Annotated in this window: 15 protein-coding genes and 1 tRNA gene; 9 read left to right on the forward strand and 7 right to left on the reverse strand. The window is 52.0% G+C overall.

What is annotated here, in order from left to right:
- Positions 1-156: 156 nt before the first annotated feature.
- Complete coding sequence (locus D9A02_RS05125) at positions 157-1440, forward strand: HD domain-containing protein (protein WP_120499925.1); 1284 nt, start codon at positions 157-159, stop codon at positions 1438-1440.
- Entirely contained in the window at positions 1437-3326 is a 1890-nt protein-coding gene (locus D9A02_RS05130) for a hypothetical protein (RefSeq protein WP_120499926.1), read from the forward strand. Before D9A02_RS05125 ends, D9A02_RS05130 begins: the two co-directional genes overlap by 4 nt.
- Here D9A02_RS05130 and D9A02_RS05135 read toward each other — a convergent pair.
- Together D9A02_RS05135 and D9A02_RS05140 are read right to left on the reverse strand one after the other, a co-directional pair.
- Positions 3323-4222 (reverse strand): winged helix-turn-helix domain-containing protein, encoded by a 900-nt coding sequence (locus D9A02_RS05135; RefSeq protein ID WP_120499927.1) that lies wholly within the window; start codon positions 4220-4222, stop codon positions 3323-3325. The two genes, D9A02_RS05130 and D9A02_RS05135, sit on opposite strands and share 4 nt — an antisense overlap.
- A gap of 254 nt (positions 4223-4476) precedes the next feature.
- Positions 4477-4552: transfer RNA gene (locus D9A02_RS05140), tRNA-Lys, on the reverse strand.
- Between the two features lie 107 nt (positions 4553-4659).
- On the opposite strand from D9A02_RS05140, the gene dapF reads away from it, so the two are divergent.
- Genes dapF through D9A02_RS05160 form a run of 4 tightly spaced genes read left to right on the forward strand, consistent with a single transcriptional unit; the run spans position 4660 to position 8069 of the window.
- Positions 4660-5496: a diaminopimelate epimerase gene (dapF, locus tag D9A02_RS05145; protein WP_120499928.1), complete on the forward strand. Its 837-nt coding sequence runs from the start codon at positions 4660-4662 to the stop codon at positions 5494-5496.
- Entirely contained in the window at positions 5493-6752 is a 1260-nt protein-coding gene (gene mtaB / locus D9A02_RS05150) for a tRNA (N(6)-L-threonylcarbamoyladenosine(37)-C(2))-methylthiotransferase MtaB (RefSeq protein WP_120499929.1), read from the forward strand. Before dapF ends, mtaB begins: the two co-directional genes overlap by 4 nt.
- The gene (locus tag D9A02_RS05155) at positions 6749-7390 is read left to right on the forward strand and encodes a glutathione S-transferase (protein WP_120499930.1); all 642 of its coding nucleotides are present in this window, start codon (positions 6749-6751) and stop codon (positions 7388-7390) included. The genes mtaB and D9A02_RS05155 overlap by 4 nt, the downstream gene beginning before the upstream one ends.
- A gap of 58 nt (positions 7391-7448) precedes the next feature.
- Positions 7449-8069, forward strand: coding sequence for an FMN-binding negative transcriptional regulator (locus tag D9A02_RS05160; RefSeq protein WP_120499931.1), 621 nt, complete (start codon positions 7449-7451; stop codon positions 8067-8069).
- A 156-nt stretch (positions 8070-8225) separates the two neighbouring features.
- On the opposite strand, the gene D9A02_RS05165 is transcribed toward D9A02_RS05160, so the two are convergent.
- A complete protein-coding gene (locus D9A02_RS05165; RefSeq protein WP_254054555.1) occupies positions 8226-8903 on the reverse strand; it encodes an outer membrane protein in 678 nt (225 codons plus the stop codon).
- Positions 8904-9121: 218 nt separating this feature from the next.
- Between D9A02_RS05165 and petA the strand changes: the two genes are divergently transcribed.
- From petA to D9A02_RS05180, 3 genes are read left to right on the forward strand one after another with little or no spacing between them, the layout of a single operon-like run.
- Positions 9122-9706, forward strand: coding sequence for a ubiquinol-cytochrome c reductase iron-sulfur subunit (gene petA / locus D9A02_RS05170; protein WP_120499932.1), 585 nt, complete (start codon positions 9122-9124; stop codon positions 9704-9706).
- Between the two features lie 12 nt (positions 9707-9718).
- On the forward strand, positions 9719-11041 hold the full coding sequence (gene petB / locus D9A02_RS05175; RefSeq protein ID WP_120499933.1) for a cytochrome b: 1323 nt from the start codon (positions 9719-9721) through the stop codon (positions 11039-11041).
- Between the two features lie 16 nt (positions 11042-11057).
- Positions 11058-11849, forward strand: coding sequence for a cytochrome c1 (locus D9A02_RS05180; RefSeq protein WP_120499934.1), 792 nt, complete (start codon positions 11058-11060; stop codon positions 11847-11849).
- Positions 11850-11919: 70 nt separating this feature from the next.
- On the opposite strand, the gene D9A02_RS05185 is transcribed toward D9A02_RS05180, so the two are convergent.
- From D9A02_RS05185 to D9A02_RS05200, 4 genes are read right to left on the reverse strand one after another with little or no spacing between them, the layout of a single operon-like run.
- A complete protein-coding gene (locus D9A02_RS05185) occupies positions 11920-13251 on the reverse strand; it encodes an FAD-binding oxidoreductase (RefSeq protein WP_120499935.1) in 1332 nt (443 codons plus the stop codon).
- Positions 13248-13979 carry an SDR family NAD(P)-dependent oxidoreductase gene (locus D9A02_RS05190; RefSeq protein WP_120499936.1) on the reverse strand — a complete coding sequence of 244 codons (732 nt, stop codon included), beginning with the start codon at positions 13977-13979 and terminating at the stop codon, positions 13248-13250. The genes D9A02_RS05185 and D9A02_RS05190 overlap by 4 nt, the downstream gene beginning before the upstream one ends.
- Positions 13976-14707: an SDR family NAD(P)-dependent oxidoreductase gene (locus D9A02_RS05195; protein WP_120499937.1), complete on the reverse strand. Its 732-nt coding sequence runs from the start codon at positions 14705-14707 to the stop codon at positions 13976-13978. Before D9A02_RS05195 ends, D9A02_RS05190 begins: the two co-directional genes overlap by 4 nt.
- 23 nt (positions 14708-14730) lie before the next feature.
- Positions 14731-16764 (reverse strand): NADH:flavin oxidoreductase, encoded by a 2034-nt coding sequence (locus D9A02_RS05200; protein WP_120499938.1) that lies wholly within the window; start codon positions 16762-16764, stop codon positions 14731-14733.
- Positions 16765-16766: the final 2 nt, after the last annotated feature.

The raw sequence follows: 16766 nt of genomic DNA on the forward strand, positions 1-16766 counted from the left end.
TCGAAAATCCAACAATTGTTTCCATGCGCGTCGTCGCATTAGAGTCACATGAGAGCTCTCGCGACCGTCCGCGCTACGTCAAATGAGTAGCAAAGTGTTCCAATCCCACAACTTTGGCGATAAGATGAAACAGTATTTTCTTTGAGTATTATCAAGATGTTTTTAGAGACGCTAACCCCTGATTTGACATTCAACGAAGTTCTGGGACTCCCTAAGGCAGAAGTTCGAGCAGACATTGACCAAATCTATCGAATGTTTGAGCTGGAACGAACAATTCGTTTTTTTGGCCAATACCATTGGGAAACTGAAACAAGCGAAGCTGAAGTTGAGCCAGGGGAGTTAACTCTCGAGAATGTTGCAGCGCATACGTTTCAAGTTGCAAGCTCTGTTCAGCTTCTTGCGCCGCACTTCCAAAATTTGAACAAGGCAAAGGCTATTGAACTCGCGCTTTTGCATGACCAGCTCGAGGTTTTCACCGGCGACAAAGACCCTGTCGGAGAAGATGGCCAAGGACGAAGCACGCACGCTTTCAATCAAGCGATGCGAGAGCTAAAGCTCCATGAAGAGCAGGTAGCGCTGACACGGATTTCAAGCAGCCTGCGACCCTCGATGCGCGACGACTACAGGGCTTTGATGGAAGAGGTTCTCTACGAAAAATCGACTGAAGCGCACTTAGTGAAGGCTATCGATAAATTACAAGCGTTGGCATTTGTTCGTTTAATGAAGAACGGAAAGTTCACACCTGAACATATCGCTTTTACGATCAGATATTCACGGCTGGGAGTTGAGAAATTCCCCGAGCTATATAACCATTTTGTCACGGTTTTCAGTGATTTGATGGAGGATATTAGCAAGAAAAGTCAGTGCGACATCCCTTCATTTTGCGCAGCGGTAAACCAAATTTTGTCTGGGAATGATGCCGGAGAAAATCGCTCTTCGAAGAGAATTGCTTTGATTGGCAAGTCAGGTTCAGGAAAATCTACGGTAGCAAATTTGCTGCAATTGCATTGTGGAACAACTCGGGTTTCGACCGGAGCGGTTTGCCGAAAGATTTCAATGCAGTTGTTTGGGAACGAATTCAAATCTTCAACTCAACGGATAGATGACGCGCTTACTCAAATTGATCCATCGGTTTTCCTGAATGCCGCCCTACTCAATGTTAGTAATGACAGCTCAATCTGTATCGATTCACTTCGTTTTGAAAGCGATCTGGAACTAGCAAGAAAACGTAAGCTGATTACGATCAAAGTAGTAGCCCCGGACGAACTTCGTTTGTCCCGGCTTAAGAACAGGGGGCAGGTCTTCGATCCTCTCACAGATGGCAAACATCGATCGGAAACTGCCTTAGACGAAGCGGAAGTGGATTTCACAATTGAAAATTTGGGCGACCTAGCTGACCTGGATCGTGCAGTTCGTGCGATTTGTTTGGCCCAAGCATGAGAAAGAACCTGTTCCTACACTTTTTGAACCGAGATACTCGGGAGATTTTTCGTGTTTATGAATTGTTAGATCGTGGGAGGCATGCAAGCATCTTGCGTGAACCTCTGAATGCTGCTGCAATACTGTGCGAAAATGCATGTTATGCCCCGCCTGGATTTGTCATCGAAGATGACATCGCTTTCGAGCTCTTCGAAGCTCAATCACCTTACCTAGAAACAGGTCTTGTTCAACTGCCAATTCGAGAACGAAACTTAGCAGACTACGCCGAAAAAAAGCGGGGTGAATATGCGCCCGCCCGAAATCGCTACTCTGGGTTGTTTGATGATAGTCGGCTAGAGGCGCTGTCCTCCTACGGAACCGCAATAACCCGTCGAAATGTAAAAATTGGTCCCGCGATAGTAAAAGGGTTTGAAACGGGGGCAGACTCAAGGGCCGTTGTTTGGAAAGGGATCCGCAATGCAGCGGCTCCTGAAGTCATCCAAAATCTTCGCGATACTCCGGCAATGCTAATGGACAGTGGTAAGGCTCTCACATGGTCAATTATGCAGCCGAATCTGATTAGTGCTGGCAAACCTCTTCAAAAAGAGATGCGTGATGCTTTGCAGAACATATATTTTGGAGAGTACTGTCGAGAGTATAAACTTATTCTGGTCTCAGACATACCCTATATGCCTGAGGTGTTTTACCTGCCTGCACAGAGGGCTGTCTACAACTTCAAACGTTTCAAGAATTTCCTGAGCGCATTTGGTGCATCTAATATGCTGCTACAAGCTTCAGCCGCATTTATTGTTAGGATACGCGCGGAGCCAGGATTTGTTGAGCTCATTGATGCGTATGCTGGACTTGCGTTGATGTCCGAAAGCGATACAGACCTTCAGTACCATACTGCGAGGGCAGTTGGAAAAACGAACTTTGATTGGGCGCAATTGGAAGCAAGGCGCAGCGGTAGCTTCGCCGACCCAACGGCAATTGAGACGTTGGAAATTGGAGATGCGTGCGCAGAACTTGCAACTATCCTTTCGTTGGAGCATGGCTTGGCTCGCCGAACCGACAAAAAAGACCGAACTCACAAAACTTCAAGGCACGAAAAGCTAAAGATAAGAACCATCACAAAGGACAAGAAATTGAAAGTATCGATCTTTGTTGCGTTAGAAGAAGAACTGAAAGTACTAGCCAAGCAGCTAAACTTGACTAAAAAGGCTTCCCCTGCTGCAACTGGTGAAATTGACGGGGTTGAGATTGATGTCTTATGCCCAAGAGGAATGGGTCGAGTCGCGTCAGCTGTGGAAATGATGCGGTATTTGGGTGCGGAAAATGTAAAGCCTGATCTCATTCTTTGCATAGGACTAGCTGGTGGCTTTAAGGAGGCAAAAATTGATCCCGGAACTGTGATCTGCGCAGAAACCGTTGTTGATTTAGCAAACCGCAAAGTATCGGATGATGAGGCTGGGGCCGCAGTTTCAAAATTCCGAAGACTCGACTTTGATTGTACCAAAGCGTTTTACACGATCGCCACTTCGGATGAATTTGATGTTCCAGATTGGGAAAAGCACTGTAGAGAGAACTTCGATTGGCCAGATGGAAGAGTTCCATCCCTGCGTGAAGGAAAAATTGCCAGCGTGGACGAGGTCGTTGCAAGCGACGACCATAGGCAAAAAATGGTTGAAAACGTCGACAAGTTACTAGGCGTTGAGATGGAGGCTGGGGGAATCTGCGCTGCAGCAAAGTCCTTTCATATACCGGTCGCTGTCCTTCGAGTTGTTTCAGACATGGCTGATCCTTCAAAAGCAGATGACAATTGGCGCAGTTTAGGGATGAAGACACTTGCGGAGCTCGTTGGTCGGATACCCCTAAAGCGCGTTATTGAGGTCGCCAAAGGCAACTAGGTCATGTCTAAGACGTGGTTATCCACAATAGCCCTTGATACAGGTTCTAAACTGTCACGGTTATTGATCTCAGAAGGTATTTGAACCCATCTCGGTGATCGGTGAGTTGGAATGTGGGAAATCAGCCTATCTGGTTCTGGGCATTCATAAGACGTCAATAGTACAACCGATTTGCCAGCTTCGTCTTGATCCAGCCGCTTTATACATTGCAGAGAATGATCTGCTATAAGCGATGTCAGATTGCAAAGGTCGTCTTTCGGTAGAGTTGTTTGCTCTGTCAATGTTCGGCGCGAAGCTTCGTCGAAGCCAAATGAGTCAATCGAAAACAAATCGGCGTCCATGCCTTTCAGGTAGCCACTGAACCCTAGCGAGCGTCCTGACGTTTCAGAAGCTGTCAGCGTTGAGTTTAGGCTTAGAAAACGGTCCAAGCATTTGATGGTTACGAGGAGTCTAATGTGTACCAGCGAAGGCTCTTTCTCGACTTCGAGCAATGGAAGTTGGCGCGTAAATGCCTTCGCGAGGCCTGAAAAAGGAGCGACTGTTGCGCCTGCAGTCCACATAGTGTCAATGTCTTCTTGCGCAGCACAGATTACATCGAACTGCTTTAACTGATACGCCCGTAGTGGCGCTACATACTCACTATTGTCTGTTTTTTTCTTGCAAAGCTGTTCCCGTAGCACAAATCTGCCCGGTCCGGTGCGCGCAAAAATAGTTCTCTTACGATTCCGCAGCAAATCTTCCGACAAACGGGCCTGTAGCGTCTTGTACTGTGTCTTTCCAAAGAGATGCTCCGGTACTAGCTGCAGCCGATAGGCAGCATCCAAAATCTCGCGTGCTGACAAGGGTTGGCGAGACTTCTGCAGTACTGATTGGGCAATCTGAAGATATGAATTCATGGTTTTAGCATTTGGCTACGATACGCTTACTTGAGATTTGGCTTTCGAAAATCGCTTGTAAGCATAGTGACATCCTAGCGGAGAAAATCCAAGAAGAATGAAGGGCAGCAAGATTAGAGGGGTTGAGTCACACGGCCACCCATTTGATCGATAGACCAAAATTAATAGATCCTGCCGAGCAGACTAGCTCGAGAAAGGACAAAATCGTGTCGTAAAGGAACGATCACATGTCATCTCACATCAATTAGATTAAATGGTGAGCCCGTCCGGGTTCGAACCGGAGACCTACTGATTAAAAGTCAGTTGCTCTACCAACTGAGCTACAGGCCCACTAGGCGGCCTATCTAGAAAGAGCGGCCAAAAGGGTCAACCCCAAAAACCACGATTTTTTCACCAGATGGTGGATTCATTTTAATAGCAGCGTTATATGCCACCGCATGAACACAACTGGCACACATACTCTTTCGTTTATGAAGATGCATGGTCTTGGCAATGACTTTGTGGTCTTCGATATGCGTGATCGCGTTAACTCTTTGACTCAAAATGACATTATCGCTATCGGAGACCGGCGTAATGGCATCGGGTATGATCAGTTGGCTGTGATTGAGAGTGCCCCTAAAGTCGACGCCAGATTGACCTTCTGGAACTCCGATGGGTCTATTTCGGCGGCTTGTGGAAATGCGACTCGCTGCATTGCGCGTTATTTGATGCAACAAGGCCAATGCGACTCAGTTGTTTTAGAGACACTGCGCGGCACACTTTATGCACATGACGCGGGAAAAGGCCTGACTTCCGTCAATATGGGGCAGCCACAGTTGGAGTGGCATGACGTGCCGCTGGCGCGCGAGTTAGATACACTGGAACTACCAATTGACGGTGCGCCCACTGCCACAGGTATGGGCAATCCACATTGCACCTTTTTTGTTGAGAATGCCGAAGCGGTGGATTTAGAAAGCTTTGGTCCCGTGCATGAGCATCATCCGCTTTATCCTGAACGTACCAATGTACAGGTCGCCAGCCTGATTGGCCCAGACCATCTGCGCATGCGGGTTTGGGAACGGGGTGTTGGCATCACTTTGGCCTCCGGCTCATCCTCTTGTGCGACGGCAGTGGCCGCGACCCGCCGCGGGCTAACCGGCCGTAAGGTACGAATTGATCTCGATGGTGGCACGCTATGGATCGATTGGCGCGAAGATGGCGTCTGGATGACCGGGCCAACTATGCACGTATGTGATGGCGTACTAACCCAAGATTTTCTGGAAACGGTACAATGACCAACGCACCAAAGTTCACCACATTGGGCTGCCGCCTGAATGCCTATGAGACAGAGGCGATGAAAGAGTTGTCGCAGCAGGCCGGCTTGGGCAATGCGGTAGTAATCAATACCTGTGCTGTCACAGCCGAGGCGGTTCGCAAAGCGCGTCAGGAAATTCGCCGCCTACGTCGCGAAAACCCGGACGCACGCCTGATTGTCACCGGATGCGCCGCGCAGACCGAGCCGGAAACCTTTGCTGCGATGGACGAGGTTGATGCCATTATCGGCAATACCGAAAAGATGCGCCCTGAAACCTGGAATGGACTTGCCTCAAATTTCATTGGCGAGACTGAAAAGGTGCAAGTCGACGACATCATGTCGGTGACCGAAACTGCCGGTCACCTGATCGATGGCTTTGGCACGCGCAGCCGCGCCTATGTGCAGGTGCAGAATGGTTGCGACCATCGTTGTACTTTTTGCATTATTCCCTATGGCCGGGGCAATTCACGCTCGGTCCCTGCAGGCGTTGTAGTGGATCAAATCAAACGGCTGGTTGATAAAGGCTACAATGAAGTAGTCCTAACCGGTGTTGATCTGACCAGCTGGGGTGCGGATTTGCCAGCCCAACCTAAGTTGGGTGATCTCGTGATGCGCATCCTGAAGCTGGTGCCGGATCTGGCGCGTCTGAGGATCAGTTCCATCGATTCGATTGAGGTAGATGAGAATCTGATGCAATCCATCGCAACAGAACCACGTCTAATGCCGCACCTGCATCTAAGCCTGCAACACGGAGACGATTTGATTCTCAAGCGGATGAAACGCCGCCATCTGCGCGACGACGCCATCCGGTTTTCTGAGGAGGCCCGTAAACTGCGCCCCGAAATGACCTTTGGTGCAGATATCATTGCCGGCTTTCCAACAGAAACCGAAGCGCATTTCGAAAACTCACTTAAGCTGGTGCAAGATTGTGACCTGACATGGCTGCATGTCTTTCCTTATTCAAAACGCGAAGGCACCCCAGCTGCAAAGATTCCAAGCCAAGTGAATGGCAATGACATAAAATCCCGCGCCGCGCGTTTGCGGGCTGCGGGCGACGCGCAGGTTGCCAAACATCTCGCGTCGCAAGTCGGTCAAATCCATAACATCCTGATGGAAAACAGCCGCATGGGTCGGACAGAACAGTTTACTGAGGTCGTCTTCAACGCTGATCAACCCGAAAGCCAGATTGTGACCGCGCAAATCATTGGCGTTTCTGGCACACAGCTAACTGCATGAGCATACCTGTCCTGTGGTCCTTTCGTCGCTGTCCGTATGCCATGCGGGCGCGGCTGGCGATTGCATCATCGGATATAGAAGTAGTTCTACGGGAAATCGTTTTACGCAACAAACCAAAAGCGTTCTTGGCGACCTCCCCGTCGGCAACCGTACCCTGTTTACAAGTCGATGATCAGGTGATTGACGAAAGCTTCGACATCATGCTTTGGGCGCTAAAACAAAACGACCCCGAAGGCTGGCTTGCCATGCCTGACGAAGGAATGGCGCTGATATCAGACTGCGACGGAGCGTTTAAAACCGCTTTGGATCGCTACAAGTATTCTGTGCGTTATGATAATGTAGATGCGCAATCAGAACGCGAAAAGGCCGCACAGTTCGTTCGAATCCTGAATGATCGCCTGCTACAGTCCAACTACCTTATGGACGCAAAGCCGACATTGGCCGATATGGCAATTTTACCCTTTGTCAGGCAATACGCACATGTGGATCTAGACTGGTTTTCCGCACAGTCGTGGGCATCAGCAAAGGAATGGCTTGAGAAGTTCAAGACATCTCAGCGTTTCACCGGAATCATGCGAAAATATACGCCCTGGCAGCCAGATCAAGCGCCAGTGAGTTTTCCTGGAGCAAGACAATAGCCATTGCGCTATGCAACCTTTTGCATGAGCCTGCCTACAAGACTGTAGGAGAACGACCGTGCATCCAAATCTGGCATTCCGAAAACCTGGCGACAACGCCAACATCGCATATGCGCGGGACAATGGGTTCGGCGTTCTTGCTGTCACAACTGATGGCCCACCATTGATAAGTCACATCCCGTTTCTCCTGTCTGATGATGGGTCGCTAGCCGAATTTCATCTAGTGCGTTCGAATCCGATTGCGCGCGCGTTGGCATCACCATTATCTGCACGCTTAGCCGTTCAGGGCCCGTATAGCTATATCTCTCCAGATTGGTACGAGGTCACAGATCAGGTGCCAACCTGGAATTACGTCGCGGTGCATTTGACCGGCCAGATTGAGCTGCAACCGCCAGAGGAACTGCGCGACCTGCTGGATCGGCAATCGGCCTATTACGAGCAAAAACTCAGACCCAAGTCGCCGTGGACAGCCGATAAAATGACACCCGACGCTTTGGATAAAATGATGCGTCAGATTATAGCATGTCGGATGAAAGTTGAGACCATTGATGGCACGTGGAAGCTAAACCAAAACAAAGCCGACGAGGTTCGACTCAGAGCTGCAGATCGGGTAGAATCTAATGGGTTAGGCGCGCAAACTATCAATTTGGCAGCGTTGATGAGAGATCTACCAGTTTAACACTACAACACTCATCTCAAGACAGGAGCACCTGATGAAACTGATTTCAGCTACGCCATCTCCATTTGGGCGTAAGGGCAATGATGCTCTGGACGACTGGTATGCCGTCTTTTCAGAGCGCGACAGCATGAAAACCACCGCGCCCGAATAACGGCCTTAGAAGCTGTAGCTGATGCCGACGTTGACCGCGTGGGTCACCAGTTCAACATCCAGTTTGCCGGCAGATTGACCCGCTGCTGGATCTACAGTGACCTCGTTATCCGACCAGGTGATCTGATATTCGCCAAACAGCGCCCATTTTTCATTCAAGTTATACTTCAAACCTGCCAAACCACGCAGTGCAGGTCCGGTAACTTCGTAACCGAACGTGCGGCTAGAGGCGCCCGTCACCTGAATATCCACATGCGGAATGGCAATCCCAACACCACCGCCCACATAAGGTGTAAAGCGTTCTTGCTTAAACGCACCCGGCCAACGTTTCATGACATTAGCGGTCAGGATGTTATGGCCATCGGAAAATTCCAACCGGTCCACACCAAGAGCGGCACGGTCTGCATCAGGGGCATAGGCTTTGGTGTGCGTTCCCTCGATGCCAAAGCCAAAATTACTCTGGGTCCACCAGATCGCCCGACCACCGTAATAAAACGGGCTTTCAAAAGGCTGGCCTTCCCAGTCGACATTGCGACTCACTGACGTGCCGCCGGGCAACGTGCCACTAATGCTGCTTTCCTGCACGCTTTGCGCACCCAGATAAAAGCTTAGCTCTAGTTCAGCTGACGCCTGACCAGCCATCAACACCAATGCCGCCGCAGCGGTATTTGTAATCTTCATCATTGCAATCTAACCCCGGATTGAATTGCCTGTATGGCGCACTCATTACACCTGTAGCGCCGCTGCCACAAGCGCGACAGATGCGCGCCCCGATCAATTCATCGGCATTGCACACTGGACGGAGATTAAAACCCTCGTTAAACAACAAAATAGATGGGTGTGGATTCCGCGCCCTATTATCGTATGGGGCCGGTTACGGCTTTGAAAATGGAGAATACCTCGTGTCCCACGCAGAAGACCACGAAGGCACCCGTAGGGATTTCCTCTACTATGCCACCGCAGGAGCAGGTGCAGTTGCCACAGGAGCCGCTGTCTGGCCCCTCGTCAATCAAATGAACCCCTCCGCTGATGTTCAGGCCCTTAGCTCAATCCGTGTCGATATCGCCGATGTCATACCCGGCACGCAGCTGACTGTGAAATGGCTGGGGAAACCAGTGTTCATTCGTCGCCGCACACCAGAAGAGATAGAGGCTGCAAACGCAGTTTCAATGGATGAGCTTCCAGATCCTGACGCGCGCAACGCAAATATTGATGCAGGCTCTCCTGCTTTCGATATCAACCGCGGCCTTCTTCCGCCCGGCGCCGAAGAGGGTACCGACAGCGAATGGCTGGTGATGATGGGTGTTTGCACCCACTTGGGCTGTGTTCCATTGGGTGACGGTGCTGGCGAGTTTGGTGGCTGGTTCTGCCCGTGCCATGGCTCGCACTACGATACGGCTGGCCGTATCCGCAAAGGCCCCGCACCACAGAACCTTCCGGTTCCACCTGCGGCCTTTGTCGACGCAACAACGATCAAGCTGGGATAAGGAGAAGAAATTATGTCCGGAATTCCACACGATCATTACGAGCCAAAAACCGGCGCCGAGAAGTGGCTTCACTCTCGTCTGCCAATCGTTGGCCTGCTGTATGACACATTGATGATCCCCACACCCAAGAACCTGAACTGGATGTGGATCTGGGGTATTATTCTGACGTTCTGTCTGGTGCTACAAATCGTTACCGGCATTGTGCTGGTCATGCATTACACGCCACACGTTGATATCGCATTTGCCTCAATCGAGCACATAATGCGCAACGTGAACGGTGGACATATGATTCGCTATATCCACATGAATGGCGCGTCATTGTTCTTCTTTGCTGTCTACATCCACATCTTCCGTGGTCTTTACTACGGGTCCTACAAGGCCCCACGTGAAATCACATGGATTGTTGGCATGCTGATCTATCTGATGATGATGGGTACCGCGTTCATGGGCTACGTTCTGCCATGGGGACAGATGTCCTTCTGGGGTGCGACCGTGATCACTGGCCTGTTTGGTGCGATCCCGCTGATTGGTGAACCGATCCAGACTTGGCTTTTGGGTGGACCAGCGGTGGATAACGCCACACTGAATCGCTTCTTCTCGCTGCACTATCTGCTGCCATTTGTGATCGCAGCTTTAGTTGCCGTGCACATCTGGGCCTTTCACTCCACCGGTAACAACAACCCAACAGGTGTTGAAGTTCGCCGCGGATCGAAAGAAGAAGCAGAAAAAGATACCCTGCCGTTCTGGCCATACTTCGTGATGAAAGATCTGTTTGCTTTGGCGCTGATCTTGGTGATCTTCTTTGCAGTTGTTGGCTTCATGCCAAACTATCTGGGCCACCCAGACAACTACATCGAAGCGAACGCCCTGGCGACACCAGCACATATTGTGCCTGAATGGTACTTCCTGCCGTTCTACGCCATTCTGCGTGCGTTCACGGCTGATGTTTGGGTCGTACAGCTGACAAGCTGGATCACTGGTGGCATCGTTGACGCGAAATTCTTTGGTGTTCTGGCAATGTTTGGTGCGATTGCTGTCATGGCGCTGGCCCCGTGGCTGGATACATCCTCTGTGCGTTCGGGCCGTTACCGCCCAATGTTCAAATGGTGGTTTGCGATTCTGGTCGTCGACTTTATCGTTTTGATGTGGGTCGGTGCACGACCAACTGATTTCCCGTATGACTGGATTTCACTGATCGCTTCAGCCTACTGGTTCGCCTACTTCTTGGTCCTCCTGCCGCTTCTGGGTGTGATTGAAAAACCAACCACACCACCAGAAACGATCGAAGCCGATTTTGAAGCGCATTACGGCAAAGCCGAAACTCCGGCTGAATAAGAAAGGACTAGGGATAATGATGAAGAAACTAGGCATTGCCACAGTTACTGCCCTGACCCTTTTGGCAGGCGGTGCATGGGCTGCTGGTGGGGAAGGTCACATCGAAGATGTGGACTTCTCCTTCGAGGGACCATTCGGCAAGTTTGACCAAAACCAGCTTCAACGCGGTTTGCAGCTTTACACCGAAGTGTGCGCGGCCTGTCACGGGCTGCAGTATGTTCCCTTCCGCACCTTGGGTGACGAAGGTGGGCCACACTTGCCAGAAGATCAGGTTCGGGCCTATGCCGAGCAGAACTTCGAGACGTTTGACGATGAGCTAGACGATACACGTCCAGCCAAACCAGCTGACCACTTTCCACCATCCAATCTGGCAGAAGCACCTGACTTGAGCCTGATGGCTAAGGCGCGTGCGGGTTTCCACGGCCCTGCCGGAACCGGGATCAACCAGCTGATCAAAGGCATGGGCGGACCAGAGTATATCACATCGCTCTTGACCGGTTACACCGGTGAAACCAAGGAAGAAGCAGGTACAACCTTCTACGAAAACACAGCCTTTCCCGGCGGATGGATTGCCATGGCACCACCACTGGCGGGCGAAGATGTGGAATTTGCAGATGGGCACTCGAACGAACTGCACCATGAAGCAGAAGATGTTTCTGCCTTCCTGATGTGGGCCGCAGAACCGAAAATGATGGCACGTAAACAAGCCGGTCTGTCAGGCGTTATTTTCCTGACACTTCTGACTGTCCTGCTGTACCTGACCAACAAGCGGATCTGGGCGCCGATCAAAGGCAAAAAATCCCACTAAGCTTTGTGTGATCAAAACAGAAAAGCCCGCCAATTAGGCGGGCTTTTTTGTTGTCTTGTCTAATTCTGGTCTAAAGCTCACGACCAGCTTTGAATTCACCCCAACGCATGGTGACATTGGCCCCGAGAAACGTAAGTGGCTTTGGTGGCAGGCGTTTAGGAGCGTCCTGAGACATGACTTGATCAAGCAAATCAGATTTATGATCCGAGGCCATTTCAGCCATCAGCATGCCATGCAACGTGCCCTTGGCCACGCCTAGCCCGTTTTGGCAGCAGGCTGAAAACATCCCCTCATCAACCTCACCCAGTGCAGGCACACTGTTCCAGCTTAGGCACAGGCGCCCGCCCCAGCGGTGTTCCATCTCGACCCCGCTCAGCATAGGAAAACGTGCTTGAAAGGACTTGTCATGACTGCGGCCCATCTTCTCAACCCGGCCCTCTGGCACGCTCAGGTTTGGATCGCAGGTGAACCGGTTGCGCATGATGATCCGGTCACCGCCGGTGCCGGAAATGCGTCGCACAGTGGACCCCATGGGATCCGCCGGCGTTAGTGCCCAACGATCCCGTCCACCAAGACGCTCACATTCCTCAGGTGTTAATGCCCGTGTCATCGACCCATAAAGAAAGACATGCAAAAGCTGCCCCGAAAAATATCCGAAGCTGTTGGCATGGCCGTTGGTGGCCATGATTACTTTGGGGGCTGTAATTGAACCTTTTGGCGTTTTAGCGACCCAATCAGCACCCTTACTCAGCTCAACAACCGGTGAATTCTCATAGATCGAAACGCGATTGGATTGCAACCCCTGCGCCACGCCACGCACAAATTTTGCTGGCTGAATCAACGCCGTACCGGGCGTAAACAATCCACTTTTGTAATAACTGCTGCCGGTAATTTCAATCATACGCGCGGTATCATACAGCTCGTTAACCTCACCCATCTCAGTCAGGTGTTTGGAAAAATCAAGGTTATGTTCGTGACCTTTATCACTAGCCGCGGCGTTGATTTTACCGGACTTTACAAAGGTTTCCTCATCAAAGCCAAATTCCGCAGCCATGCTTGCAGCAAAATCAATACCGGCCCGGTTGGCTCGGGTTTGCGCCAGATCCTTTTCCAGTGCACCGCCGTAATCCTCGGACGCCAGATCATGCGGCAAATCGATCATAAAACCGGTATTGCGCCCTGCAGGGCCTTGCCCGATGCGTTTGGCATCCAACACCACAATGCAAGTATCTGGATGCAACTGAGCCAACCGCTGTGCCGCTGCCAAACCCGCAAAACCGCCACCGATTACCAACCAGTCAGCTACCTTATTCTCTTCCAGCTCCTGCGCCGCAGGTGCCGCAGGCAAAATCGCGTTCCACCCGGTGTTCCCCGGATCGCAAGGCAGCTGTTTCACTTTCATGGCAGGCTCAACTGTGATGTGCGGCCACCATCAATAGTATAAATTTGCCCGGTCACAAAACTCGCCTCATCCGAGGCAAGCCAGCAGATCAGTTTAGCCACTTCATCCGGTGCGCCCGTACGGCGAATAGGGTGAATTTTTCCAATCTGTTGACGAAATGCCTCTGGGTTACCAAGGCTTTCAACGAAATCAACATTCAGCGGCGTATCGATCCAGCCGGGGGCAACCGCATTACAGCGCACGCCGTCCTTACCGTGATCAATCGCAACCGCACGGGTTAATCCGTGCAGCCCAGCCTTAGACGCGCAATAGGCCGGATGACGCGGATTAGATCCCAACCCTTCGATCGAACCGACATTCACAATCGCCCCGCCACCCCGCTTGAGCAGAGGCATGGCATGACGGGTGAGCAAGAACGGTGCGGTCAGGTTGACCTGCAATTGCAGGTGCCAATCCTCCTCGGAGGTTTCTTCAACCGTGCCTTCGCGCATGACGCCAGCGTTGTTAATCAGAACATCCAACTGCCCGGCCTGCTCTTCCACAGCCGCAATCACCTGCTCCGGCGCTGTTGGATCACTGAAATCCGCCACGATGTTTTCGAATTCTGTTGCACCACGTTGTGCTGTTAAGACCCGCGCGCCCTCTTCAGCCAACTTCCGAGCCGTTGCTTGCCCCATGCCGCTGGAAGCCCCGGTAACCAGTGCGACCTTTCCCGCAAACCGGCTCATGTCACCGGTTTCCCACCGTTAACCTCAACCAGCGCGCCGCACATGTAGCGCGCCGCATCAGAGGCAAGAAACAAGATCACATCTGCGATCTCTTCGGGTTCTGCAATATGGCCAACGGGCACTGTTTTGTTCAACTCTTCAACCGCCTTTTCAGGATCATAACCGCGCACGACAAACCCTGTGCGCAGCATGGGAGTGTTCACCTCATTCGGGCACACTGCATTTACGCGAATCCCCTGATGCGCATGGTCACGCCCCAAACATTGAGTAAGCGATGCAATCGCCGCTTTGGACATCACATAGAGTGGATGGTTTGACCCCGGCCTCAACCCCCAACATGAAGAGGTATTCACAATTGCTCCTCCGCCTGTTTCCGCCATGAGAGGAATGGCAGCGCGACAAATACGGAATGGTGCCTGAACGTTAACGCCCATGGTCAGATTGTAATCGTCATCACTTGTTTCGGTGATGTCGCCACGGGTGATCACACCCGCATTGTTACAAATGATATCGAGCCCACCCAAAACCTCGATCACTTTACCGGGAAGCGCATCGCAGAATGCAGGATCGAGCAAGTTGCCATCGATATGTACGTCAGCTTCGATCGCTGAGCTGTCTCGATCGCTAACCGCAACCTTGGCCCCCTCGGCCCGCAACATTGCGACCAATACCTGGCCAATGCCGCCCGCAGCCCCAGTAACCAGCGCTGATTTTCCCTCAAATCTCATTGGACGACCTCCTTTGTAGGTGTTTACACATGTGAACAGATCCGCAGCGCATCGTGCATCGCTGCGGCCATGTTGCGTGATGAAATGGCATCGCCAATCCGGATCAGGTCAAAACCTCTTTCAGGCTTGCCTGATGGCAACACCGGGCCACCTTCGACCCATGCGGAGATATCAAGCTGCCCCTTGTTGCGACTTTGCGCGCAAAGAGAATGGTACAATTCATCATTCGGAAGGGTACCGTTTTCGACAACCACGTGATCAAAAAGCACGTCATCCACCTGTCCCGTCAGAACGTTTCGCAGGCTGGCGCGCAACTGGTTGCCGTCGCGGGTTAACCTCGTGCAATCCGTATCAGACAGATAGCGAATGCCATGGGCATAGAGGTCACGTAATGCGACGGCCCCGGTTGTGGGGCCCAATTCATGATGCGGAGCGCGATCAGGAGTGGCCAGCGCGACCTGGGCCCCCATGCTTGCCAACGCATCAGCAGTGACAGCACCGGGTTGATCACCGATTTCATCCAAAACCAAAACCGATCCAGACACCCGTGCACTGCCTGACAGAACGTCCCAAGACGAAGTGGTGAGCTCTGCGCCGCTGAAGTCCAATTCATTTGGCAAACCACCTGCGGCAATTACAACCAAGTCCGGTGCATCTGACAGGATCTCTTCTTCCTCGACATAGCTATTCAGGTGAATATCGATACTAAGCTGGCTTAATTCCGCTTCTAACCAATCTGAAACACCAATGGTGTTGCGGCGGGTTGTGCCTTTGGCGGCCAAACGCAGTTGCCCGCCAAGACGATCTGAAGCTTCATGCAAAGTGACTACATGCCCACGCTCAGCCAACACGCGCGCCGCCTCCATACCCGCTGGCCCGCCGCCAACAACCACGGTGCGGCGTTTGCTAGACGACGGCGTGATCACATGCGGCAAATGGCCTTCTCGGCCAGTGGCAGGGTTCTGGCCGCAAACAGCCGCCTTGCCTTGATTGACCCGGTCCACGCAGTATCCCAGCCCGACACAGGGGCGTATACGTTCCTCATCACCGCGCATGAGCTTGTTCACTAGGTGCGGGTCCGCCATATGTGCACGGGTCATCCCCACCAGATCAACCGCGCCACTGCTGATGGCATGGCGTGCTGTGGCAGTATCTGAAATACCGCCCGCGTGCAGAATGGGCAGCTTCACCGCTTGTCGAATACGCCCGGCGACGGGCAGATGTGGCGCGGACGGCATGCCCATCGGGGCTACCCAACCCGCCAAACCCAGATCATCGTAGGGCGCGCCTGCCAAAACATTGAAATAGTCTACCTGACCTGTGCGTTCGATCATCTGCGCGATGGTGACACATTCGTCAGCACTCAACCCGTTTTCAAGCTCTTCATCCCCGGTCAAACGCATGCCGATGATGAAATTTTCACCTGTTTCAGACTGAATAGAGTCTAATACTTGGAAAGTCAGTCGCAAGCGGTTTTCAAGCGATCCCCCGTATTCATCGTCGCGAAAATTGGTTGCAAGTGACATAAACTGACCCAACAAATGCGAATGTGCCAGCAGCTCGATCCCGTCAAAACCAGCCTTTTGAACCCGCATCGCAGCCGCAGTAAAATCATGAATAACGCGGTCGATATCAGCTTGCTCCATCACCTTGGGCACGGCACGGTGCGCACGTTCGCGAACGGCGGATGGCCCCATAACTGGCAACCAATGTGCGTTGTCCCAAACGGTACGCCGCCCCAGATGGGTTAATTGGATAATCGCCCCTGATCCATGCGCCTGTACGCCTTTGGCCAGTTTTTCCAACCAAGGCACAATGGTGTCATTACCGGCATAAGCCTGTCCAAAAACTGACGGGCTATCAGGCGACACGTTGGTCGAGCCGCCCATAATGGTAAGCCCGATACCGCCCTTGGCTTTTTCCTCATGATACAGGCGATAGCGATCGCGTGGATGCCCCTGTTCAACAAATGACGGGGCATGTGCCGTACTAACCACCCTGTTGCGCAGGGTCAGATGACCCAGTTGAAAAGGTTGCAGTAGGGGATCATTGCGCATGG

Origin of the sequence: Roseovarius sp. EL26, assembly GCF_900327775.1 — a bacterium.
Classification (GTDB): Bacteria; Pseudomonadota; Alphaproteobacteria; order Rhodobacterales; family Rhodobacteraceae; genus Roseovarius.

What these genes read in the sequence shown, in the direction of transcription:
- D9A02_RS05125 (WP_120499925.1), top strand. Translation starts at nt 157, where the DNA reads ATGTTTTTAGAGACGCTAACCCCTGATTTGACATTCAACGAAGTTCTG.
- D9A02_RS05130 (WP_120499926.1), top strand. Translation starts at nt 1,437, where the DNA reads ATGAGAAAGAACCTGTTCCTACACTTTTTGAACCGAGATACTCGGGAG.
- D9A02_RS05135 (WP_120499927.1), bottom strand. Translation starts at nt 4,222, where the DNA reads ATGAATTCATATCTTCAGATTGCCCAATCAGTACTGCAGAAGTCTCGC.
- dapF (WP_120499928.1), top strand. Translation starts at nt 4,660, where the DNA reads ATGAACACAACTGGCACACATACTCTTTCGTTTATGAAGATGCATGGT.
- mtaB (WP_120499929.1), top strand. Translation starts at nt 5,493, where the DNA reads ATGACCAACGCACCAAAGTTCACCACATTGGGCTGCCGCCTGAATGCC.
- D9A02_RS05155 (WP_120499930.1), top strand. Translation starts at nt 6,749, where the DNA reads ATGAGCATACCTGTCCTGTGGTCCTTTCGTCGCTGTCCGTATGCCATG.
- D9A02_RS05165 (WP_254054555.1), bottom strand. Translation starts at nt 8,903, where the DNA reads ATGATGAAGATTACAAATACCGCTGCGGCGGCATTGGTGTTGATGGCT.
- petB (WP_120499933.1), top strand. Translation starts at nt 9,719, where the DNA reads ATGTCCGGAATTCCACACGATCATTACGAGCCAAAAACCGGCGCCGAG.
- D9A02_RS05180 (WP_120499934.1), top strand. Translation starts at nt 11,058, where the DNA reads ATGATGAAGAAACTAGGCATTGCCACAGTTACTGCCCTGACCCTTTTG.
- D9A02_RS05185 (WP_120499935.1), bottom strand. Translation starts at nt 13,251, where the DNA reads ATGAAAGTGAAACAGCTGCCTTGCGATCCGGGGAACACCGGGTGGAAC.
- D9A02_RS05190 (WP_120499936.1), bottom strand. Translation starts at nt 13,979, where the DNA reads ATGAGCCGGTTTGCGGGAAAGGTCGCACTGGTTACCGGGGCTTCCAGC.
- D9A02_RS05195 (WP_120499937.1), bottom strand. Translation starts at nt 14,707, where the DNA reads ATGAGATTTGAGGGAAAATCAGCGCTGGTTACTGGGGCTGCGGGCGGC.
- D9A02_RS05200 (WP_120499938.1), bottom strand. Translation starts at nt 16,764, where the DNA reads ATGCGCAATGATCCCCTACTGCAACCTTTTCAACTGGGTCATCTGACC.